A 22598-nucleotide genomic window follows, 5' to 3' on the forward strand; every position below is an offset into this window, starting at 1 on the left:
ATTGTTCACAATCAGCTGTGCGCGCTGCGGCTGCGGGAGTGCTTGCGGATCAGGTACTCCTGGCTGTCCACCAGCGGACGGCCTTCGTCGTCCTTGGTGTGCAGCACATAGGTGCCGTCCGGCTGCATGTGCCAGCTGACCGTGGAGTCGGCCATCTGCAGATCCACGTACTTGATGAGCTCGTCGATCTGCTCCGGGGCGGTGATGCGCACCAGAGCCTCCACGCGACGGTCGAGGTTGCGGTGCATCAGATCGGCGGAGCCGATGTATACCTCGGGGCCGGAAGCCGGGCCTTCGCCGATCTGCGGGCCGTCAGCGTTGCAGAAGGCGTAGATGCGGGAGTGCTCAAGGAAGCGGCCGAGGATCGAACGCACGCGGATGTTCTCGGACAGGCCGGGAACGCCGGGCTTCAGGGCGCAGATGCCGCGCTCGACGATGTCGATCTTCACGCCGGCCTGAGAGGCGCGGTACAGAGCATCGATGGTCTTCTCGTCCACGATGGAGTTGACCTTGATCTTGATCCAGGCCTCCTTGCCGGCGCGGGCGGCATCCTCCTCGCGGCGGATGCGCTGGATGAGACCGGTGCGGATGGTGCGCGGGGCAACCAGCAGACGGTGGAAGCTGGACTTCGGCGCGTAGCCGGACAGCTGGTTGAACAGGCGGGTCAGGTCCTGACCGACCACCGGATCACAGGTCAGCAGACCGAAATCGGTGTAGATACGTGCGGTCTTCGGGTTGTAGTTACCGGTGCCCACGTGGCAGTAGCGACGCAGGCCGTCGGCCTCCTGACGCACCACCTCGATGAGCTTGCAGTGGGTCTTGAGGCCCACGATGCCGTACACCACGTGCACGCCGGCGCGTTCGAGCTTGCGGGCCCACGCGATGTTGGCGTCCTCGTCGAAGCGCGCCTTGATCTCGACCAGGGCCAGCACCTGCTTACCGGCGTGTGCGGCGTCGATCAGTGCGTCGATGATCGGTGAGTTGGAGCTGGTCCGGTAGAGCGTCTGCTTGATAGCCAGGACCTTAGGATCCGCAGCAGCCTGTGCCAGAAAGGCCTGCACAGAGGTGGAGAAGGAGTCGTAAGGGTGATGCAGCAGGATGTCGCGCTCGCGGATGGCGGCGAAGATGTCCTGCGCACGGGACGACTCGACTTCTGCAATCTGACGGTTCGTGGTCGGCACGAACGGACGGTTCTTCAGGTCGGGGCGATCGACGCCACCGAGCTCGAAGAGCACGGTCAGATCCAGCGGGCTGGGCAGACGGTACACCTCGTCCTGGCTCACGCCGAGCTGGTCGGCCAGTAGCTGGGAGAGGAACGGGCTGGTGTCGTCGGTGATCTCGAGGCGGATCGGCGGTCCGAAGCGACGGCGCAGCAGTTCCTTCTCCATGGCGTTCAGCAGGTTCTCGGCGTCATCCTCTTCCACGTCGATGTCCTCGTTGCGGGTCACGCGGAAGGAGCGGGCCTCCTTGATGATCATGCCCGGGAACAGGGATTCGAGGTGGGCGGCGATGAGCTTCTCCATGGTGATGAAGCCGTAGCGCTCATCCTTGGATTCCTCGTCGGTCATGTCGTCGACCGGCACGAGGCGCGGCAGGTTGCCCGGGATCTTGACGCGGGCGAAGTGGGACTTGCCGGACGACGGGTTCTCCACGATCACGGCAAGGTTGATGGAGCCGCCGGAGATGTAGGGGAACGGGTGGGCGGGGTCCACCGCGAGCGGGGTCAGCACGGGGAAGACCTGCTGGCGGTAGTAGCGGGAAAGGCGCTCCTGCTCGGAGGGGGTGAGCTTGTCCCAGCTCAGCAGGACGATGTGCTCCTTCTCCAGCTCGGGCAGGATCGTGTCGATGGTGTAGTGCGCATGCTCGTTCTGGAGGCGATGCGCGGTTTCGCTGATGGCGCGCAGCAGCTGGCGTGGGCTCAGGCCGGCTGCGGACGGCACTGCGATGCCGGAGTCGATGCGGCGCTTCAGGCCGGCCACGCGAACCATGAAGAACTCATCAAGGTTCGAGGCGAAGATGGCGGAGAAGTTGGCGCGTTCGAGCAGCGGCACATCTTCATCTTCTGCTAGCTCAAGCACGCGCTGGTTGAACTTGAGCCAGCTCAGTTCGCGGTCGAAGAAGCGATCCTCGGGCAGCGGGGCTTCGCCTTCCTTATCGACGCGGCGGTCATTCTTGTCAGTCTCGGCAATGTGCTCTGCGATTTGGCTTCGCAGAATTGCCTTTGAGGGTGCGTCAAATATTTGTGCCATAGCTTATATCGTATGCTTTGGCGTGGCCGTATACGGGGGTTACTCGCGAGAGTTCAGACTCCGTTCATATTGGTGTCGCAGTCTCGGGCGCCGGATGGATGCTGGGCGGCTAATTGTGGTCGGTCGATTGTTGGCGGTTGGGCGACACGCCGACGGCGGCTCTGGAAGGAACGAAAGCGAACATTGTACGGGTTCGAACCGCACTCAACCATTCGTTTACCGGCGTTGAGCCTGTGCGAATGAACAGTTGTGATAAAAATCGAACATCCGCGATGCGCGGCTTGCGGCATCGGTGATGCGCGAATACATTATGAGGTACAAGGAAAACAGAACAGAGCAGAGCCCACAAATAGTGTATGGTCACGAGGACTGTTACGTTGGACGGGCATTGGAAAGACTTACCGTTGCAACGATGATGTTGTGCAGAGATTCTGCTCTATGCTGTGGAACTTGTAGAAAAGGCCCGCTCCGGCGGGCCTTTTTCTTTGCCTGTTTTGTACGGGGGTGGGGCCCTTCCTCGGTGTGTTGGCGGTATCGCGCTGGGCGGCCGTTAGTGATGGTTATTCTCGCGCAATGGGAAATCTGGGAGACTCGGGGAAACCACGGGAACCCGGTATTGAGCGTGCATGTGTACAGTGGAGGCATGACGGAAACACAGCGAACGCCTGAAGGTTTCAAACCTCGTATCAAACCGGCCGATGCCGATGATGGCCGTCCGGTTTCCATCTCCGCGCGTCTGGGCAGACTGCAGTTCCATACATCCGGTAAATTCCGCGTTCTGCAGGCGGCGGATATCCAGGATGGGGCGAAAATCGCCAAGGACACGGTATCGTTGCTGGCGGCGAGCGTCGACGCCACACGACCTGATTTGGTGGTGTTCTCGGGCAACCAGATCGCCGGGTTCGGCCCGGACTTCGCGGGGTCGTTCAAGAAGCGGCGCTGGAGCAAGGAACCCATCGGCCGTAGTGCGTTGGACAAGACGCGCACGCTGGTGCGCGGCGCTATCGCACAGTTCGTCGCGCCTCTCGAGGAGCGCAAGGTACCGTGGGTGGTGACCTACGGCAATCATGATTTCCAATGCGGCCTCGACAATGAGGAATTGGATGCGATCTACCGTGAGTTCCCCGGCTGCGTGAATGCGGCCGATACGTTGCTGCCTGACCAGACCATATATACATGTGAACCCGGTACCTTGGCGCTGCCGGTGCGAGATGTATCCGATACCCGCAATGTGTTGGGTTTGGTGATTGTGAATTCCGGTGATTATGCCCGTGGCGGTGGCTTTGGCGCACCGTCCGTCCGGACGTTGGACTTCCTGAGGCAGGTGCCGTCATTGTTGAGTGATGGCGGCGGCGAGGAGGCTGCCGGGTCGGCTTCATCGGCGCAGGGCGCGTCTGCGAATGCGCCGGTGCGGTCGATGGTATTCCAGCACATGCCGCTGCCGGAGTACTACCACGTGCTCAAGCCGGTGCCGTCGAACACGGCATACGCCATGCAGGGGTATCGCGATCATGCCGATACCTATTACATCCTCGACGAGCAGCGCACCCAGCCCGGCGGGTATCTGGGGGAGGGTATCTCCTGTCCTGACCGGTCGGGGGAGTTCGCGATTCTGCAGCAGAACGATGGCTACTTCGCGGTGGCCGCAGGCCATGACCATCGCAATGGGTTCGTGGGCGACTATCAGGGACTGATGTTGATCGCCACACCCACCTGCGGATTCAACACTTACGGTCCGGCGCCCGGCAAACGCGCCACGAGACTGATCGAATTCGATGCGCGTCACCCCTATGAGCCGCGTACGCAGTTGCTGGAATTCGAGGAGCTGGTAGGCAAGCCCAGCTCCAAGCAGGCGTACACCTATGCGCTGAACCAGTCAGCTCCAGGCGAGGGCGAAGGTGACGATCTGCTACGCAAGCCGTCGCTCTGGAGCCGCCTGACCGGTCTGTTCAACTAGTGGCCTATCGGACTGCCTTGACTAGCGCTTCGGTGAGGTACTTGCCGGCGGCCATCACCAGCGGGGCGTAACGGCGACCCGGCGCGGCACCCATGCGTCCGGTCGGCCCGGAGATGGAAATCGCGGCGATGACCTGGCCGGAGGCGTTGCGGATCGGGGCGGAGATGGAGCACACGCCCTCCTCGCGTTCGTTCACCGATTCGGACCATCCGCGCTTGCGCACGGCGGCGAGCTTTGTTGCGGTGAACTTGGCATGGCGCAGGCCCTGGTGGAGGCGTTCGGAATCCTCCCACGCGAGCAGGATTTGGGCTGCGGAGCCGGCTTCCATCGAGAGCATGGCGCCCACCGGGATCGAATCGCGCAGGCCGGAGACGCGTTCCACTGCGGCGATGCAGACGCGCTGATCGCCCTGACGGCGGTAGATCTGCGCGGATTCACCGGTGCGGTCGAGCAGCGTCTGCAAGATCGGGCCGGCCGCGGTGAGCAGACGATCCTCGCCGGCCGCTGCGGCGAGCTCGGCAAAACGGGAACCCAGTACGAAACGTCCATGCTGGTCGCGCAGCACAAAACGATGGCGTTCGAGCGCGATTGCCAGACGATGCGCGGTCGGGCGGGCCAATCCGGTGGCGGCCACGAGCTGGCCGAGCGTGGACGGTCCAGATTCGAGTGCGTCGAGAATCTTCACGGTTTTGTCAAGTACGCCGACGCCGGAGTGGATTTCTCCGTCATCCGATGCGGATGGAGTGGCGACTGCCGGAGCGTTGTCAAGTGTTTCGGTCACGGCAGGGTCGGTTGCTAATGGTTCTTCTTGGGAATCAGTCATAATATACGCGATTATGCCATCTCACATTGTGAAATGGCAAATCAGGGAAGTGTCTCACGAGGTGATCACCGGTGAAGCGGACTCCCGTTGATGGAGAATCGTTGTGCGCGCTCACAATCAAGTCATCGCCTGAGTCGCCGCCGACGCAACGCCAAGATGGCGTCGGATATGTCGACATATAGACGGTGGCAGGCATCACCGCGGTGTCTTGTACGCCGCGAAATTGCCACAACGTCATGGCGCGATCGCCATATGACGGCAAGGAGCGCCGTTCGCGAGGCACCGCTATCTCAGTATCCGGCCTGAGTGAAGCCGCACCTCACCTGACCACATAGGCTTATACCACGAACAAGGCGCGAATACAATACCTCGCGCGGAATTTTTTGGAGGAACACTATGGGAACGACACTGGCCGAGAAGGTCTGGGCCGATCATCTGGTGCGCAAGGGCGGCGACGGCGCTCCCGATCTGCTGTACATCGATTTGATGCTCATGCACGAAGTCACCAGCCCGCAGGCGTTTGAAGGCTTGCGTCTGGCCGGCCGTAAGCCGCGTCACGTCGATCAGCTCATCGCCACCGAGGATCACAACACCCCGACCGTTGACATCGATCGCCCGAATCCGGACAAGACGAGCGCCCTGCAGTTGAGCACGTTGGAGAAGAACTGCAAGGAATTCGGCGTGCGACTGCATCCGCTGGGCGACGCCGATCAGGGCATCGTGCACGCGTTCGCGCCGATCCTTGGCTTGACCCAGCCGGGCATGACCATCGTGTGCGGTGACTCGCACACCTCCACCCATGGCGCGTTCGGTGCATTGGCATTCGGCATCGGCACGTCCGAGGTGGAACATGTGATGGCGACGCAGACCTTGAGCCTGAAGCCGTTCAAGACCATGGCCATCAACGTCAACGGCAAGCTGCCGGCCGACGCCACCGCCAAGGACATCATCCTGGCCATCATCGCCAAGATCGGCACCGGCGGCGGCCAGGGCTACGTAATCGAATACCGTGGCGAGGCGATTCGCGACCTCACGATGGATGAGCGCATGACCGTGTGCAACATGTCCATCGAGGCTGGTGCCCGCGCCGGCATGATCGCCCCCGACGAGACCACGTTCGAATACCTGAAGGGCCGTCCGCACGCGCCCGAAGGCGAGATGTGGGACAAGGCCGTGGCGTATTGGAAGACGCTCAAGACCGATGACGACGCCGTGTTCGACAAGGTGGTGGATATCGACGCCACCAAGCTCGGCCCCTATGTGACGTGGGGCACCAACCCGGGTCAGGGTCTGCCGATCACCGCCGACGTGCCGGACCCCGCCAAGATCGCGGACGCCACCGAACGTTCCGCCGCCGAGCGCGCGATTAAGTACATGGGATTGAAGCCCGGCATGCCTATTAAGGACATCGCCGTGGACACCGTGTTCATCGGTTCGTGCACGAACGGCCGCATCGACGACCTGCGTCAGGCCGCCGCGATCATGAAGGGCCACCACAAGGCGAAGAACATCCACCGCGTACTCGTGGTACCGGCGTCCTCCCGCGTCCGTCTTGAGGCGGAGAAAGAGGGCCTTGACAAGGTGTTCAAGGACTTCGGCGCCGAATGGCGCAACGCTGGATGCTCGATGTGCCTCGGCATGAACCCGGACAAGCTGGTGCCGGACGAACGCTCGATTTCGACGTCGAACCGCAACTTCGAAGGTCGTCAGGGCAAGGGTTCGCGCACGCATCTGGCCTCTCCGGCCGTAGCCGCCGCCACTGCCATCCGCGGTACCATTTCCTCTCCCGCCGATCTCTGATTCATCAACTATTACGTATTGGCCCCCTCTGCGAAGGGGGCTCCCGGCAGCGCCGGGTGGGGCAGAGACCCCGAAAGGACAATTATGGAAAAACTTACTACGTTGACCGGTGTGGGCGTGCCGCTGCGCCGCTCCAATGTGGACACCGACCAGATCATTCCGGCCGTGTTCCTCAAGCGCGTGACCAAGTCCGGTTTCGAGGATGCGCTGTTCTACGCATGGCGTCGCGATCCGAACTTCGTGCTCAACAAGCCGGAGTACGCCGGTAAAGGGCAGATCCTGGTGGCCGGTCCCGAATTCGGCATCGGCTCTTCCCGTGAGCACGCGGTGTGGGCGCTGCATGATTATGGGTTCCGTGTGGTGATCGCGCCGAGCTTCGCCGACATCTTCTACGGCAACACCGCCAAGAACGGCGTGCTGGCCGCTATCATGCCGCAGGAGAGCGTCGAGCTGCTGTGGAAGCTGCTCGAGGAGGAGCCCGGCCGTGAAATGACCGTTTCGCTGGAGACCTGTACCGTGACCTGCGGAGACGTGACCCTCCCGTTCGAGGTGAACGATTACACCCGCTGGCGTCTGATGAACGGCTACGACGACATCGATCTGACGCTGCAGCATGAGGACGACATCGCCGCCTACGAGAAGATGCGCGCCGAGAAGTTCCCCTTCAAGCCCAAGACCATCCCCGCCAAGCACTGGCCCGAAGAACAAATCCAATCCGCCCGCGAGCCCGAAGAGGATAATTGGGCAGGGCCGTTGGCTGATCGAGGCATTATCTGAGCCTCGATCAGGCTGCTGGGAGTCCGGTGGACTCTCAGCAGGGCCTGCGCCGAGCTGCGGCAGCGGCTCGGCCAATACTGAGTCTCGCCGTAGGCGAGTCATTAGTTGCCGGACCAGGCCCGTTGGCTGATCGAGGCGTTATCTGAGCCGAGCCGTTAAGCGGACAGTCCGGTGGACTGTCCGTAGGTGAGGCCTGAGCGAGACGATAGTCGAACGAAGGTAGGCTTGCGTCTCGCGTAAGCGAGTCTGTTATTGCTGTTGGCGATCAGGCTGCTGGGAGTCCGGTGGGCTCTCAGCAGGGCCTGCGCCGAGCTGCGGCAGCGGCTCGGCCAATACTGAGTCTCGCCGTAAGGCGAGTCATTAATCGCCGGACCAGGCCCGTTGGCTGATCGAGGCGTTTTTGCCTCGATAGGTCTGCTGTCTGAACCCGCTTCAACCTACGTAGTCGTTGTATGATGCCCCCCTTGCAATAACACGCTTGGGGGCTTTATTGTGTTTTTCCCCTCCCCCCCCCTATACTTGATATCTGTTATACGCAATTGTGCGCGACGGGCGATGATGCTTGGCGCGACACATGGAACAGGGGGTACAGGGTGAGGAAGCCGATACGTAGGTCAATCACAATGCTGGGTGCGGTGCTGTCCGTATTGGTGAGTGTTGTTGTGCTGTTTGGCGCGATGCCGGCCTACGCGGCGGATGATACAAGCGCTCAGGTCCCTGTGCAACAAGTGCTGGCGGCCACAGGAACGAATATCGCAAGCGTTGTGGTGGTGGTTATAGTATTGCTGGCGTTGGCGGCACTGTTCTTCATGTTGTCGAAGCGGCAGCGGCCCAGGCAGCGCAAACGATAGACCCCAGGCAACGCAAACGATAGACCAACGCGGAATGATCGGTGGCTTGACCGTCAATGCCGGTCTTCAAGCCATCCGGCAAGAACGTCTGCGTCCGGCCGATGCATGAACATGAACTGCAGTGCATTGATGCCGTTCATGACGAACAGTGACATCTGCACACGTTCGATGCCGCGCTGTTCGCGCCATAATGCGGTGGATCGTGTGATTGATTGGACACGCGCACGACGCGTCACCATAAGATACGTAGTCGATCTGATACTGCCGGTCACCATGATCCTATGGTTCATCGGCATGCCTGTTAGTATGGCGTACCCTTCCGTGCGCGACTTGAGCCATCGCGTCGCAATCCAATACAATCCTGCAGCCGCTGGTACAACGGCGATCCACCAAGGCCAGCCAAGTTCAGGCCCTGGGCCCGGGTTATCTCCGAGTTCGAGGCCGACGAACGGCCCGGCTTCGGAACCCAGCCACACCAGTGCCGTCGCGCCTACAGCGGCGGCAATCGGCATGGTGAGATAGTACCGGAGCAAATCGCGCCCGGTATACCGCAGCGGGGCGCTGCCTGGGTTATGGATGCTGCGCGCCTCGCTCGGCAGCTGTGGTACATCCCATTCCGGCAGCATCACGCGCAATACATCGTAGACGCGGCGGGTGCTGATCACCGGCAGGATACGAGCCGCCGAAATGCCGCTTTCCTCGTTGGCCGAGTTCACCGAGGAGCTCAGTCCAAGCCCGACCGAACACAGGTGGAAAGGGCGGCGCAACAGCGATTGCCGCACCGCCACCGTCTGGATTCGGCTGACCGGAATCGTCGTGGTATGGCGTGTGAACAGGCCGCGCACCACCACCAGATCGTCGCCGCGACGCCAGACCTCGAACCCATAGAATCGCAGCAGCGACGTGACGATGCTCACCAGCATGAGCAGTATCACGCAGGCGAGGATCAATAGCAGGATCGCCGTCACCCCGCTGGCAAGCACGGCATCGAACGAATCCATGGCATCGTGCATGAGCTTACGGGGCAATACATCCTGCACGTTCTGCACGAACCCGTACACCACGAATGCGGCGGCGATGAATCCGATGTCGGTAATGGAATAGAGCACGATGTCCCTCACCGAGGCACGGAACACGGGGGATTGAGCGGACGCTGTCTGAACAGAAGCTCTGCACGATGATGCCGGGGCAGCGGTGTCCCTGTGCATGGTGATTGCTGGCGTGGGCTCGGATGCGGCGGTGGAGTAGCGTTCGGTGACTAAGCCGGAATCCGAGATTGCCTCCGGCGAGGCGGTGGAAGCCGTTGGCGAGGCCGCTGGCGAGGCTTCCGACAGGGCCGCTGGGCTTGATTCTCGCGCGGCCGCCCGCAACCGCTCCAGTTCAAGCTGCAGTGCGGCGGGCACCGCGTCCAAACGAATGTCCGTATCCATGGCACCGGCCGCCGAAACGGTGAGGCGCACGACGTCGAACGGCTGCAGATACACAGGTGCCGCACTGTTGATGGCGTGAATCGAACCATAGCTGATGGTGCGGTTCTTGCGGAAGAACAGGCCGGATTTGAACGACAGCGCATCGTTCCCGAGCCGGTATCTGGTCGTGAACCAGGCGACGGCGGGCTGGGACAGCGCCACCAAGGTCACGCCGATGATAATCAGCACAATGACCAGCGGTGACAGATGCTCCCTCATGATGATGAGCAGGCCGAGGAACAGGCCCACCACGCCTTTGATGGTTTCCGCCAGTCCCACGATCAGCGCGGCGGGATGCAGCATGCGCCATGCCGCATTGGAGCTGGGTTGGTTATCGGGGCCGGTACCGGAATCGGGATTGGCGCTGGGACCGGGGCGGGAATCAGACGTTGGATTGGTGCCAGAGGGCGTGGCGGTGCCGGAGGACGTGGCGGTGGCGTCGCTCGCGGTGCTATCGGAACCATCGGCAGTTGGAGGGACATCAGCCATCAGAGAGTCATCGGTTGTCGGGGAGACGCGGACGTTGCTGGAATCACTCATCACAGGTCGTCCTTTGCTGCGGCCACACGTTCGGTGATGAGCGCCACGATACGCTCGGCCTCGGCGGTATCCAGCGCGGCTATTTCGTGCTCGTCGGCGGCGGTGTGCACCACCACTGTGGTGAGTCCGAAATGACGTTGGACCGGGTTCTGTTTGGTATCCACGTGCTGCACGCGGGTGTATGGCGTGGTGGTGGAGGTGCGGAACAGCCAGCCTTTGCGGGTGGCCAGATCGCGCTCGCCGATACGGAAGCGCGTGAAGGCATACATATATTTGGTCTGCAACGGCTGTGATACGAGTTCCAGCACCGCATAGACGACGGCGACCCCGATGATGAGCCGTTGCCAGAACCCCCACCAGCCGTTCGCGAGGCAGATGGCCGTAATCACGCCGCATACCGCCAGCCAGATCACGCACTGGAACGCCTCGGTGATGAGCCACACGGTGCGCACCCGCGGCGGCAGCGGCCGCCAGCCGTCGGCACAGGAGATGGCTGGGGTGACGCCCATAGGTGCCGGCTCGATATGCGCCATGGCGGGTTCGGCTATATCGGATTGCGTCGCGTCGGCTTGAACTGTATCGGTTGGTGTTGCATCCGATGGCGTCGTGTCGGTTTGCGCGGTGCGATCCTGTTGATGATTGTCCATCATGTCCCCCTACGTCGGCGGGCGCACTAGTGCTCCCTGTCGTCATCCACTGTATCGGATATGGCTCGTTCTCCGCGGAGTCCCGCCGGCGCATTCATTGGTAATTGTGGACATCGTCACAAATCATTCAGCAACAGCGGTTAGGTTGAACGGTATGACTATGAACGAACCGAATCCGTTGCAGAAGCCGTCACCGTCGACGCAACCGGTGCAACCCAGGCAGAACGAGGCTCCTCAGCAGGATACGCAGACTCAGCATACGCAACCGCAGATTAGTGCTGTGCAGCCGCAAGTCCAGACGCCTACGCCGGCGTACCGGCCGGTATCGCAACCGGTGACGCCGCAACCGTACCCCGCGCAGCCGCAATCGTATGCTGTACCACAGCCGCAGCCCTCTTCTCCGTCGTACCTCGTGCAGCCTCAAGTTCAGATATCTGCACCGGAGCAGGCGTACCAGTCGACGATGCAGCCGCAGCCATATGCAGTGCCGCAGCCGCAACTATCGCTGCAGCCTCAACCTGCACCGCAGTCACAGTCGTATGACTCTGCACAGTACCAACCGCAGCAGCCGGCATATGTTGCGCAGCCGCAGCCGCAATCATACCCCGTACAACCGAACCAGTATCCTGCCCAGCCGCAGCGGCACATGCCGCAAACCGCACAGTATCAGCCGTATTCCGCAGCGCAGCCTCAGCCGGCGTACCCCGTGCAGCCGCAGCCCCAACTGCAGCCGCCGTACCGCACGCAATACCAGCCCCCGCAGCCCCAGCAGCCGCCGGTCATCGCCATCGACCCGCGCCAGGCGTGGCGTACGTGGCGCAGGCGCGTGGTCAATCGCGCGATGGGCCTTACATTCATCTATGAAGCCATGATGTACGTAGGCAGCATCATCGCGATGATTGCGCTTGGTGTAATCACACCCAGTATGGTGGAAGGCGACTCCACCAAAGGCGACGGCATTATCAGCCTCGCTTCGCTGGTTTTCGCCATGGGGTTCCTGCTCATCATGCGTCACCGTGACATCGTCACCCGGGAATTCTGGCTCGGCGGTCCGCATAGGGACAGCTACGGCGAACCGAACCAGATCGGACGGCCGAGCCAATATGGTGGCGGGCGCATGCAGCCGCAATGGTTCCTGATCTTCGTGCTGCTCGGCATGGGCACGCAAAGCGCAGTCAGTCTGGTGCAGCTAGTGCTCTCGTCGTTCGGCGCGGCGATCTCCTCGCCGACGTCGGAAAGTCTCGACCAGTCCGCGAACACCGTGACCATGTGGCTCTATATAGGCCTGTTCGGGCCGATCTGCGAAGAGGTGATGTTCCGCGGCGTGCTGATGAAGGAGCTGAAGCCGCTGGGCAGGAACTTCGCCATCGTGACCTCTGCGCTGGCGTTCGGCCTGTTCCACGGAGACTTCGTGCAGGGGACATTCGCGTTTCTGTTTGGCTTGATTCTGGGCTTTGTGGCGATGGAATACTCGCTGATATGGTCGATCGCGCTGCACATCTTCAACAACGCGGTGCTCTCCGGATTGATCGACACTTGGTTCGCCGGGCAGCTCAACGACAGCCAATACGGCGTGTATGTGATCGTGTTGACGGCGGTCGGAGCGATCGGCGCGGTGGTGGCGCTCGTGGCATACGGGCGCGGACTGAAACAGTACCGGCTGCAGAACCGCAGCATCCCTGACACGTATGCCGGATGGACTTCGCCCGTGTTCATTGTGTTCATCGTGGCGAATGTGGCGCAGGCGGCGCTGTCACTCGCCGGCGTGATGTGACGTTCGCGGCATGGCTTATCGTTGGAATATGAGTGATTTCGAGCCGTTTTATGACGTGAATCGCACGTATGAAGACAACTACGAGTATGGCCCGTTCGGCGCGTTCGCGCAGGCGCTGAAGGCCGATGTCGATGACGAACCGATTGCTGGGAAGCAGCAGGGCGAAACCTTCCTGGGGCAGCCGGTGAACCTGGCGTTCGGCATTCCCGCCGGGCCGCTGCTCAATAGCAAATACACCACTGCCGCTTTCCGCATGGGCTTCGATCTGGCGACCTACAAGACCGTGCGTTCGCGCGCATGGGGCTGCAACCCATTCCCGAACGTGCTGGCCGTGCACCCCAAGTCCGCGGACGGCTCGCTGACCCCCGGCAGCGCCGAGCTGGACGAAGGTGTGCTGGCGGACACCAATTATGAGCTGCCGATGTCCATCTCCAACAGCTTTGGCGTGCCGTCCAAGGATCCGGAGTATTGGCAGCCGGACATGCGTGCCGCCATTGCCGCAGCCGGGCCGGGGCAGGTCTTGGTGCCAAGCTTCCAGGGCTCGCGCGTCGAGGGCATGAGCGAGGCGGAATACATCGCCGACCATGCCACCACGGCCCGTTTGGTCAAGGAGACCGGCGCGAAGCTCATGGTGATGAACACCAGCTGTCCGAACGAGGGGCACAACAGGCTGCTGTGCCATGACCCGCTGCTGGTGGGACGTATCACCGAAGCCGTGAAGAACGAGATCGGCGATACGCCGCTGATGATCAAGCTGGCGTACATCCCCAGCGACGACGACCTCGAACTCATGGTGCGCTCCACGGCCGCGCGCGGCACCGTGCAGGGGTTCAGCACCATCAATACGATTTCCGCCCGTCTGGTGGACGTGCATGGCAATCAGGCGCTGCCCGGCGCGGGGCGGGACCGTTCCGGCGTGTGCGGCAACGCCATTCGCGGCACCGGCCTCGCCATGGTGAGGCGTTTGGCCGCCATCCGCGAGCGTTTGGGACTTGCTTTTGCGATTAACGGCGTCGGTGGTGTGGTGTCTCCGGCCGATTATGCGGCGTACAAGGCCGCCGGTGCAGATTCCGTCATGTCCGCCACCGGAGCCATGTGGGATGCCGGGCTGGCGCGCAAGATTAAAGAAACTCGGTGATCGCTGCGGGATATCGGGAATCGGCCCCTCGTAATGCAGTTATGCAGTGACGAGGGGCCGATTCGGAGAGATTGCGGATACGGATTACGGGGTGTCCCAGCGCAGTCTCAGGGCAGTCCCAGTGCGTTCGGACTCTCAGCTCAGGCTTCGGCGGCGGCCTTCATGGCGACCGCACCCACGTAGTAGACCGGCTTGTCGAAGTTCGGCTGGAACAGGAAGTCCACGTTGGCCAGCTGATCAATGGTGAATCCGGCCTGGATCGCCATCGAGATCACATTCGCGGCACCGGAGATGTCGGCCTTGGAACAGAACTGGCCGCCCTTAACCCTGCGGGTCTCGGGGTCCCAGGTCAGGATCGAGGTGACCGGCGTGGTGGTGAGCATGAAGTCCGGACGGTAGTCGTCGACCAGCGAGGTCTCACGCACGGTGAGCCCGCGCCGCTCGGCACCCGCCTGCGTCAGGCCGGAAGCGGCCAGGGAGAGGTCGTACAGCTGCACGGCCGAGGTGGCCTGCGTGCCCATGTATTTCACGGTCGGCTTCTCGATATTGCGGCCCACCAGCAGGCCCTGGCGCACAGCGTTGGTGGCCAGCGGAATGTAGTCGTGCTTGCCGGTCGGGTTGTAGAACACGGTGGCCGAGTCGCCGGCGGCGTACACGTCCGGCACGGAGGCCTGCATGTAGTCGTCCACGATGATTGCGCCGTTGGGCAGCATGTCCACCTTGCCCTTGAGCAGGTCGGTGTTCGGCAGGAAGCCGACGGCGAGAATCGCCATTTCGGCCGTGTATTCGCCCTTTTCGGTGACCACGGTGACTGTATCGTCGTCATTGTCGCGGAACTCCACCACCTTCTGGCCGAGCGCCAGTGTCACGCCGTGCTCCTCGAACGCGGCGGCCACCTGATCGGTGATGGTCTTGTCGAAGTTGTTGGCCAGCGGGCGGTCAAGGCCGTCCACCAGCGTGGTTGTGACGCCGGTCAGGCTGAACTGCTCGGCGATCTCCGCGCCGATGTACCCGGAGCCGATCACCACCGCCGACTTGGCGGACTTCGCCTTCTCCTTGATAGCGATGGCGTGGTCCCAGTTCTTGCACAGCAGCACATGCGGGCTGTCGATGCCCGGAATCGGCGGAATCACCGGGCGCGAGCCGGTGGTCACGACCAGCTTGTCGAAGGCGAGCGTCTCCTCGGACGCCGAATCCCCACCTTCGAGCGAGCGATAGGTAAGTGTCTTGCCCACCGGGTCCACGCTGGTCACGTCGGTGCGCATGTGCATGGTCGCGCCCGCCTGAGCAAGCGCTTCGGGGGAGGAGTAGAACATCTTCTTCGGGTCGGATACGTGATCGCCGACCCATAGTGCGATGCCGCAGGACAGGAAGGACAGGGTGCCGTTGCGCTCGAATACGTGGACGGTCCAATCCGGGTGCTCGGCGAGGATCGAGGTGGCGGCGAACGTGCCGGCGTGTGTGCAGCCGATGACGGCGACGGTGGTCATAATGCTCCTTTGCTAGTGGCCTAGGCGTCTATTGCCCTGCACTGAATCGTATCGTAGGGGGATGGAGAATGTGTGGCAGAACATGTGAGCTGGGTCACATTATTAGCACATGATTGGGTGTGGTGCCAGGAGGATTGCTGGGTGGCAGCCGCGTAGGTGCCGGGTGGGATACCACTCGGCAAGGTTCCGTGAATCGTGGGAGCGGTGCAAAGGACCCGCGGCGCGGAGGCGTTCGGCTCCAAGCGCATTTCACCGAGTGCGCACATGGGTTATGGCAAACTGGACGATAGCGTTTGAACCGCAGACCGTATATATAGGAGAATGGCGTGGCTGAGAATACGAATGATGTGCTGCATGTTGAGGGCGGCAAGCCGCTGAACGGTACCATCAAGGTCCGTGGCGCGAAGAACTTCGTGAGCAAGGCCATGGTGGCCGCGCTGCTCGCTCCGGGCAGGTCGGTGCTCAGGAACGTGCCCGAGATCCGTGACGTGCACGTGGTCTCGGACCTGCTGCGGCTGCATGGCGTGAGCGTGGATGTGGACGGCGCGAACGGTGTGGTGACCATCGACGCCTCGCATGTGCAGTTGGCGGATGTGGCGGACGTGGACACGCTGTCCGGCTCCTCGCGTATCCCGATCCTGTTCTCGGGCCCGTTGGTGCACCGTCTGGGCGAGGCGTTCATCCCGGCGCTCGGCGGTTGCGCGATCGGGGGCCGTCCGATCGACTTCCATCTGGAGACCCTGCGCAAGCTCGGCGCCACGGTGGACAAGGAGCATGAGGACGGCATCCACATCACCGCGCCGGACGGCCTGCATGGCGCGAAGATCCACCTGCCGTACCCGTCCGTGGGCGCCACCGAGCAGACGCTGCTGGCGGCCGTGCTGGCCGAGGGCAAGACCGAGTTGTCCGGCGCGGCCATCGAGCCGGAGATCATGGATCTGGTGGCCGTCCTGCAGAAGATGGGCGCGGTGATCTCGGTGGATGTGGACCGCACGTTCCGCATCGAGGGCGTCAGGGAGCTCAAGGGCTTCACGCACACGTCGCTCACCGACCGCATCGAGGCGGCCTCCTGGGCCGCGGCCGCGCTCGCCACGCATGGCGACATCTTCGTCAAGGGCGCCACGCAGCCGGAGATGATGACCTTCCTCAACGTGTTCCGCAAGGTCGGCGGCGAGTTCGACGTGACCGACACGGGCATCCGTTTCTGGCATCCGGGCGGCGATCTGAAGCCCGTGGCCATCGAGACCGACGTGCATCCGGGCTTCATGACCGACTGGCAGCAGCCGCTGGTCGTGGCGCTGACCCAGGCGAACGGCCTGAGCATCGTGCATGAGACCGTGTACGAGAACCGGTTCGGTTTCACCAAGCCGCTCGTGCAGATGGGCGCGACCATCCAGCTGTACCGCGAGTGCTTGGGTTCCCTGCCCTGCCGTTTCCAGCAGCGCAACTACAAGCATTCCGCCGTGATCTTCGGACCCACCCCGCTGACCGGCCGCGACATCGACGTGCCCGATCTGCGCGGCGGCTTCAGCCACCTGATCGCGGCCCTCGCGGCCAAGGGCCCCTCCAACGTGCAGGGCATCAGCCTGATCGACCGCGGCTACGCCGACTTCCGCGGCAAGCTCGCAGCCCTCGGCGCCGACTTCGACTGACGGTGCCGGCGGGCAGTTCGGCTTTGATTCGAAATAGTCGATGGGCGTCTCAGGCAGCGAGTCTCAGGCCGCGTCAGTCGCCGAATTTCCCGGACAGCGGCACCATCAGCACGATGAGTACGGCTGAACCGATAGCGGTGGCGGCAAGCACGGCAGCCACCGGGAAGCGGTCGTAGGCCCATCCGTACGCCATCTGGCCAAGTGGTTGGGCGCACATCGAAATGGCGGCGGTCATGGCCATCACCTTGCCGGTCATGGATTCCGGCGTGCTCATCTGGATCGTCGGAATCGCGATGAGATTGGTGAAGCAGCAGGCGATCATCGTGCAGCAGGTGAAGATCACCAGCACGAGCAATCTGGCCCATGCGCTCGCCGGAATCATGAATACCACTGCCTGAGGCACCACGGTCAGCGAAAACAGGAACAACGCCAGCGGGAAATGCCGCATCGTGAGCTTGGCGGCGAACAACCCGGCGGTAAACGCGCCGGCCACGCCGGCGACGCCCACCAGTCCGTCGGCCACGCCATAGACGGTCGCGTCGAAACCGAGCACCGTGCGGATCGTGTAGGGGAAGCCGACCGCAGAGTATCCGATGACGAGGAAGTTCAGCGCTGCGGCGAACAGCAGCAGCTGGAACACGTTCGGCCGGTCCTTGACAAGGAAGCGGATGCCTGCCTTGAAATCCTCTATAGGTGTCGGCAGCGCCTCATCGCCGCGGTCGGGCGCGGCGAGACGGATGAGGCATTCGAGCGCGGCGGCCGCGGCGAAACTCACGATGGTGATGATCATCATCAAACGGATGCCGAACATCGCATACAACACGCCTCCGAGGAAGCTCGGCAGCAACGAACCGATTTGCTGCACCTGATTGACCACGGCCATCGCCTGACGCATGGTGGCCTGACCGTGTTGGCGGAACATCTGGGGGAGCGCGGCCTGCACGGTGGGCGTCTCGAACGCGCCGAGCACAGCGAGCAGCACCTGCATCACGGCGATGGCCGCGATGTTGAACCCGATGGCTGCGAACACCAGGGCGCTCGCCAGCACCAATACGCCGGAAAGCGCATCGAGCGCCACCATGATGGTACGGCGGTTCATGCGGTCGGCCAGAACGCCGCCGAACGGAGAGAGAACGATCATCGGCACGACGGAGACCGCCAGGATCGATCCGAACACCGTGGCCGAGCCGGTTTCGTCCAACACCCACATCGACATGGCGAAGCGCAGCATCAGGTTGCCGAACACTGAGATGCCCTGTCCGGCAACGAGCAGTATGAAGTCGCGGCTGAGCAGCGGTGATCGTTGAGGTTGTGGTGATTGCTGAGGTTGTGGTGATTGCGAGGATTGCGATGCCATAAATGATTCCTTATGGTGCCTGAGATGATTCCTCATCGGTGGGATGGGGTGGAGTCGGTGATTTGTTGGCTTATGGCTATATGTGGCGGATACAGCTGGTGTGACGAATGCATTGGTCGGTTACGGCTGCGGGATTGGGATCGGTGGTTGGTCGCAACGCTTGCGACGGTTGCAGCCGTAGCGAAGCCGCCGCCGCAACGGTAGATGATTATTCACTGTCGAACGATGCGTAGAAATCAGTGGTTTGTTCGATCAGCTTGTCGTCGAACACCGGCACGCCTATGGCGCTCATCATCGCGGCGATGCACTGGACGCGATGCCGCAGTGAGGCGGACGATGCAGGATAGAACATGGGCAGTAGCCAGTAATTGGTGAGCAGGGCGATGAGTTCGGCGGCTTCGCGCGGGTATTCGGTGGGAATCGAACCATCCGCAACGCCCTGCTCGATTATGGGCAGCCAATGCTCCGGCAGATCGGCGGTCCAGAAATGCATGTTGTTGGCCAGGCAGACCGGGTCGTTGAGCATCGGCAGCGCTGCTTGATTGAGCTTGTTGTGCTCCGTGTTGCTGACGGCGAGGGTGAACAATGCCCGCAGCTTGTCGAGTCCGGTGAGGTCTTCTCGGGCCATGATTTGGTCGCGGAGTCCCTGGCTGTAATCCCAATCGGCGCTGTTCAGCCGGTCCAGAATCGCTTCCTTGGATTTGAAATGATGGTAGATCGCTCCTTTGGAGAGGTCGCCGAGCCGGTCCACGATGTTCTGGACAGTGGTCTTTTCGTATCCCTTCTCGACGAACAGATCACGCGCCGCTTCAAGGATGCGGCGCTCGGTCACCTCCGGATGCGCGTTGCGTGCCATGTGCTCCTCCTTCCTGAAGGACTTCCGTCGTTTCCCCAATCTTTCGATTTCCCCGAATTCCGCCGATGGGGTGCTGCCGGCATTTGCGTCTAGGGAGGGAAACCTTGTGATTGTCGAGTGCTGGCTCGCACTATACATACCGACGGTCGGTATGTATAGGGGTTCGGCGGGTCCCTGCGGAAAAGCGATGGTTGTTGTTGGCGGAGTTCGGGCGGTATGTATCGCCACGGATGTGCGTCCACGGTCCTATTCCGCTCCAATGTGATGCGTGGGAGTCCATGGGGATCCATGCGAATCCGCAGTCGCAGCCACAAGTGCCACAGGCCGGTCGCGAATGAGAAGGCGAAGTCATAGGCGAGGAGTCTGCAAACGTCGGTGCGGCCGGTATCCTTGGAAGAATGAGTCCTGAAGCCTTAAGTGAACTGATTTCCAAGATTGCCCACAACCTGGTTGCCGAGGGCAAAGCCGGCCAACTGACCGACGATCTGATCCCGCCGGTCGACAAGCTCGCCGTCATGCGCCCGAAGGATCGCGCGCACGGCGACTGGGCCTCCAACATCGCCATGCAGCTGGCCAAGAAGGCCGGTATGAAGCCGCGCGACCTGGCTGAGCCGTTCGCCGCCGAACTCACCGAGGCGGATGGCGTCAAATCCGTGGAAGTGGCCGGCCCCGGCTTCATCAACATCACCCTTGACTCCGCTTCGGCCGCCGCCGTGGTCGATCAGGTGCTGGCCGCCGTGAAGGACGAACGCGGCATCTCCACGTTCGGTCGCAACGAACACCTTGCCGGCAAGACCCTGAACCTCGAATTCGTCTCCGCCAACCCCACCGGCCCGATCCACATCGGCGGCACCCGCTGGGCAGCCACCGGCGACTCGATGGCCCGCGTGCTCGAAGCCAACGGCGCCAAAGTCGTGCGCGAATACTACTTCAACGACCACGGTGAGCAGATCAACCGCTTCGCCAAGTCGCTGGTGGCCGCATGGGCCCGCGCCAACAACCTCGGCGAGGCCGGCTACCAGACCGAAACCCCGTTCGATGGGTACAAGGGCGCCTATATCGACGAGATCGCCCGCCGCGTACAGGACGAGGCCAAGGCGGACGGCGTGGACCTGACCGCCCTCCAGCATGAGGACCAAGGCCTCAACGCCGACGGCGAGCCGGTCGGCGAATCCGATTCGGAGCTGCGTGAGGAGTTCCGCAAGCGCGCCGTACCGATGATGTTCGACGAGATCCGCAAGTCCATGAAGGACTTCCGCGTGCACTTCGACGTCTGGTTCCACGAGAACAGCCTGTATCAGGATGGCGAGGTGACGCGTGCCATCGAAGAGCTGCGCGAACGCGGCGACATCTACGAGAAGGACGGTGCCACCTGGTTCGAGTCCACCAAGCACGGTGACGACAAGGACCGAGTGATCATCAAGTCCAACGGCGAATTCGCATACTTCGCCGCCGATATCGCCTACTACTGGAACAAGCGCCACCGCGACGGCAAGCCGTCCGCCCCGGCCGACATCGCCATCTACATGCTCGGCGCCGACCACCACGGCTACATCGGCCGCATGATGGCCATGTGCGCGGCCTTCGGCGACAAGCCGGGCGAGAACATGCAGATCCTCATCGGTCAGCTGGTCAATGTGCTCAAGGACGGCAAGGCCGTGCGCATGTCGAAGCGCGCCGGCAACGTCGTCACCATCGACGACCTGGTCGAGGCCATCGGCGTGGACGCATCCCGCTACTCGCTGGCCCGCACCGACTACAACTCGCCGGTGGACATCGACCTCAACCTGCTGGCCTCCCATTCCAACGACAACCCGGTTTACTACGTGCAGTACGCGCACGCCCGCTCCTGCAACGTGGACCGCAACGCCGAGGCCGCCGGCATCTCGTATGACGGTGCCGATCTGTCCCTGCTGGACACCGAGGCGGACGGCGAAGTGCTCGCCGCGATCGCCCAGTGGCCGGCGCTGCTGACCTTGGCGGGCGACGCGCGCGCCCCGCATCGCGTGGCGCATTACCTTGAGGATCTGGCCGCCGCCTACCACAAGTGGTACAACGTGGAACGCGTGGTGCCGATGCCGTTGACCGACCCGGAGGTCCGCGGCGACGAGGAGGCCCGCAAGGCCCTCGAAATCGCCAAGAACCCGGAGCCGGCGCGCGCCGCCGCCCGTCTCAAGCTCAACGACGCCGTCCGCGACGTGATCGCCGCTGGCCTCGACCTGCTCGGTGTTTCTGCGCCGGAAAAGATGTGATGGCCTTCGGCCATCGCTGTATTTCGCGACGCTCGCGACGTATATGACGAATGAGGCAGTCCCGATTATGGGGCTGCCTCATGTTTTTCTGCTGCTGTTTACCGATTGCGGTTTGCGGTTTGCTTGCACATCGTTCACCGGTTTGTGCACTACCGTGGTGCTGATGTGGTAATATTAGCCACAACTGTGCACATATGGCTGTATGTTCATTGGAATTTAAGGAGGATTGCCATGACCGCAGTGACGACTTCCCCGAATGCGACGGAATCCAAGGCCATCAGGGCGAGCAAACAGGTGATCGCCCAGGCGTCGGAAGTGGCCGAGGAGTACGGGCTCACCCTCGCCTCCGCTACGCGTGCATTCTGGACGCAGATGGCCCGCACCCGCAGCATTCCACTGACCTTTGAATCGGAGAAGCCGAACGAGGAAAGCCGCGAAGCCATCCGCGAAACGCAGGAGATCATCAAGAACGGCCGGACGCATGATTTCAAGACGGCTGATGATATGTTCGCCAGTTTGGGAATTTGATTATGCTGGAACCTGAATACACGCCTCGATTCAATAGGGATATCAAACGTCTGAGGAAAAAGCGGATTGATACTGCTCCTTTGCGACAGGTGGTCAGGCTCATCCTTGACGACACCGTCGAATCCATCGAGGAGCTGAAACGCCGCCACAACATGCACACGCTGTCCGGAGAGTGGAAGGGCTCCAACGAATGCCATATCGCCAACGCCGGCGACTGGCTGCTTATCTGGTGCACCACCGACGATCTCGCCATCTTCCAGCGCACCGGCTCCCACGACGAACTCTTCAGCTGACGGTTCAGAGTCGCTGGATAATCGGCCGCTGAGCGGCCGGGGCCTGAGGACGGCAGACCTGATGAAAAGCAGACCTGAGGGCAGCAGCGGACCGCGCGTGCTCGGGCCGTCGAGTCGCACACATTGCAGGTCGGATGGTGCCGCA

General features: G+C 62.2%; 17 protein-coding genes. 10 read left to right on the forward strand and 7 right to left on the reverse strand.

Going from position 1 to position 22598, the window contains the following annotated elements:
- Positions 1–11: 11 nt before the first annotated feature.
- Positions 12–2249, reverse strand: coding sequence for an RNA degradosome polyphosphate kinase (locus BW09_RS07810; RefSeq protein ID WP_044089877.1), 2238 nt, complete (start codon positions 2247–2249; stop codon positions 12–14).
- A gap of 643 nt (positions 2250–2892) precedes the next feature.
- On the opposite strand from BW09_RS07810, the gene BW09_RS07815 reads away from it, so the two are divergent.
- The gene (locus tag BW09_RS07815) at positions 2893–4206 is read left to right on the forward strand and encodes a metallophosphoesterase (protein ID WP_044089878.1); all 1314 of its coding nucleotides are present in this window, start codon (positions 2893–2895) and stop codon (positions 4204–4206) included.
- A gap of 4 nt (positions 4207–4210) precedes the next feature.
- Here the strand turns inward: BW09_RS07815 and BW09_RS07820 are convergent, their stop codons facing one another.
- Positions 4211–5029, reverse strand: a complete 819-nt coding sequence (locus BW09_RS07820; RefSeq protein ID WP_044089879.1) for an IclR family transcriptional regulator — start codon at positions 5027–5029, stop codon at positions 4211–4213.
- Positions 5030–5425: 396 nt separating this feature from the next.
- On the opposite strand from BW09_RS07820, the gene leuC reads away from it, so the two are divergent.
- From leuC to BW09_RS07835, 3 genes are all read left to right on the forward strand, one after another.
- Positions 5426–6829, forward strand: a complete 1404-nt coding sequence (gene leuC / locus BW09_RS07825; RefSeq protein ID WP_044089880.1) for a 3-isopropylmalate dehydratase large subunit — start codon at positions 5426–5428, stop codon at positions 6827–6829.
- A gap of 84 nt (positions 6830–6913) precedes the next feature.
- Entirely contained in the window at positions 6914–7606 is a 693-nt protein-coding gene (gene leuD, locus BW09_RS07830; RefSeq protein ID WP_140462970.1) for a 3-isopropylmalate dehydratase small subunit, read from the forward strand.
- Positions 7607–8229: 623 nt separating this feature from the next.
- Positions 8230–8457, forward strand: coding sequence for an LPXTG cell wall anchor domain-containing protein (locus BW09_RS07835; protein WP_044089883.1), 228 nt, complete (start codon positions 8230–8232; stop codon positions 8455–8457).
- Positions 8458–8510: 53 nt separating this feature from the next.
- Here BW09_RS07835 and BW09_RS07840 read toward each other — a convergent pair whose 3' ends face one another.
- Together BW09_RS07840 and BW09_RS07845 are read right to left on the reverse strand one after the other, a co-directional pair.
- Complete coding sequence (locus BW09_RS07840) at positions 8511–10466, reverse strand: PH domain-containing protein (protein ID WP_140462972.1); 1956 nt, start codon at positions 10464–10466, stop codon at positions 8511–8513.
- Positions 10466–11116, reverse strand: a complete 651-nt coding sequence (locus BW09_RS07845; RefSeq protein WP_081886670.1) for a PH domain-containing protein — start codon at positions 11114–11116, stop codon at positions 10466–10468. The genes BW09_RS07840 and BW09_RS07845 overlap by 1 nt, the downstream gene beginning before the upstream one ends.
- Before the next feature lie 643 nt (positions 11117–11759).
- Here BW09_RS07845 and BW09_RS07850 point away from each other — a divergent pair.
- Positions 11760–12887, forward strand: a complete 1128-nt coding sequence (locus BW09_RS07850) for a CPBP family intramembrane glutamic endopeptidase (protein WP_081886684.1) — start codon at positions 11760–11762, stop codon at positions 12885–12887.
- 28 nt (positions 12888–12915) lie between these two features.
- On the forward strand, positions 12916–14025 hold the full coding sequence (locus BW09_RS07855; RefSeq protein ID WP_044089885.1) for a diguanylate cyclase: 1110 nt from the start codon (positions 12916–12918) through the stop codon (positions 14023–14025).
- A 140-nt stretch (positions 14026–14165) separates the two neighbouring features.
- On the opposite strand, the gene BW09_RS07860 is transcribed toward BW09_RS07855, so the two are convergent.
- Entirely contained in the window at positions 14166–15515 is a 1350-nt protein-coding gene (locus BW09_RS07860) for an FAD/NAD(P)-binding oxidoreductase (RefSeq protein ID WP_044089886.1), read from the reverse strand.
- Positions 15516–15841: 326 nt separating this feature from the next.
- On the opposite strand from BW09_RS07860, the gene murA reads away from it, so the two are divergent.
- Positions 15842–17167, forward strand: coding sequence for a UDP-N-acetylglucosamine 1-carboxyvinyltransferase (gene murA / locus BW09_RS07865; RefSeq protein ID WP_044089887.1), 1326 nt, complete (start codon positions 15842–15844; stop codon positions 17165–17167).
- A 73-nt stretch (positions 17168–17240) separates the two neighbouring features.
- Here the strand turns inward: murA and BW09_RS07870 are convergent, their stop codons facing one another.
- Positions 17241–18524 (reverse strand): MFS transporter, encoded by a 1284-nt coding sequence (locus BW09_RS07870; RefSeq protein WP_044089888.1) that lies wholly within the window; start codon positions 18522–18524, stop codon positions 17241–17243.
- A 208-nt stretch (positions 18525–18732) separates the two neighbouring features.
- Positions 18733–19380: a TetR/AcrR family transcriptional regulator gene (locus BW09_RS07875; protein WP_044089889.1), complete on the reverse strand. Its 648-nt coding sequence runs from the start codon at positions 19378–19380 to the stop codon at positions 18733–18735.
- 398 nt (positions 19381–19778) lie between these two features.
- Between BW09_RS07875 and argS the strand changes: the two genes are divergently transcribed.
- From argS to BW09_RS07890, 3 genes are all read left to right on the forward strand, one after another.
- Entirely contained in the window at positions 19779–21632 is a 1854-nt protein-coding gene (gene argS / locus BW09_RS07880) for an arginine--tRNA ligase (protein ID WP_044089890.1), read from the forward strand.
- A gap of 231 nt (positions 21633–21863) precedes the next feature.
- Positions 21864–22160 carry a type II toxin-antitoxin system RelB/DinJ family antitoxin gene (locus BW09_RS07885; RefSeq protein ID WP_044089893.1) on the forward strand — a complete coding sequence of 99 codons (297 nt, stop codon included), beginning with the start codon at positions 21864–21866 and terminating at the stop codon, positions 22158–22160.
- Positions 22161–22162: 2 nt separating this feature from the next.
- Entirely contained in the window at positions 22163–22453 is a 291-nt protein-coding gene (locus tag BW09_RS07890) for a type II toxin-antitoxin system YafQ family toxin (protein WP_044089894.1), read from the forward strand.
- Positions 22454–22598: the final 145 nt, after the last annotated feature.

This window comes from Bifidobacterium sp. UTCIF-1 (assembly GCF_006408915.1).
Taxonomy (GTDB): Bacteria; Actinomycetota; Actinomycetes; order Actinomycetales; family Bifidobacteriaceae; genus Bifidobacterium; species Bifidobacterium reuteri.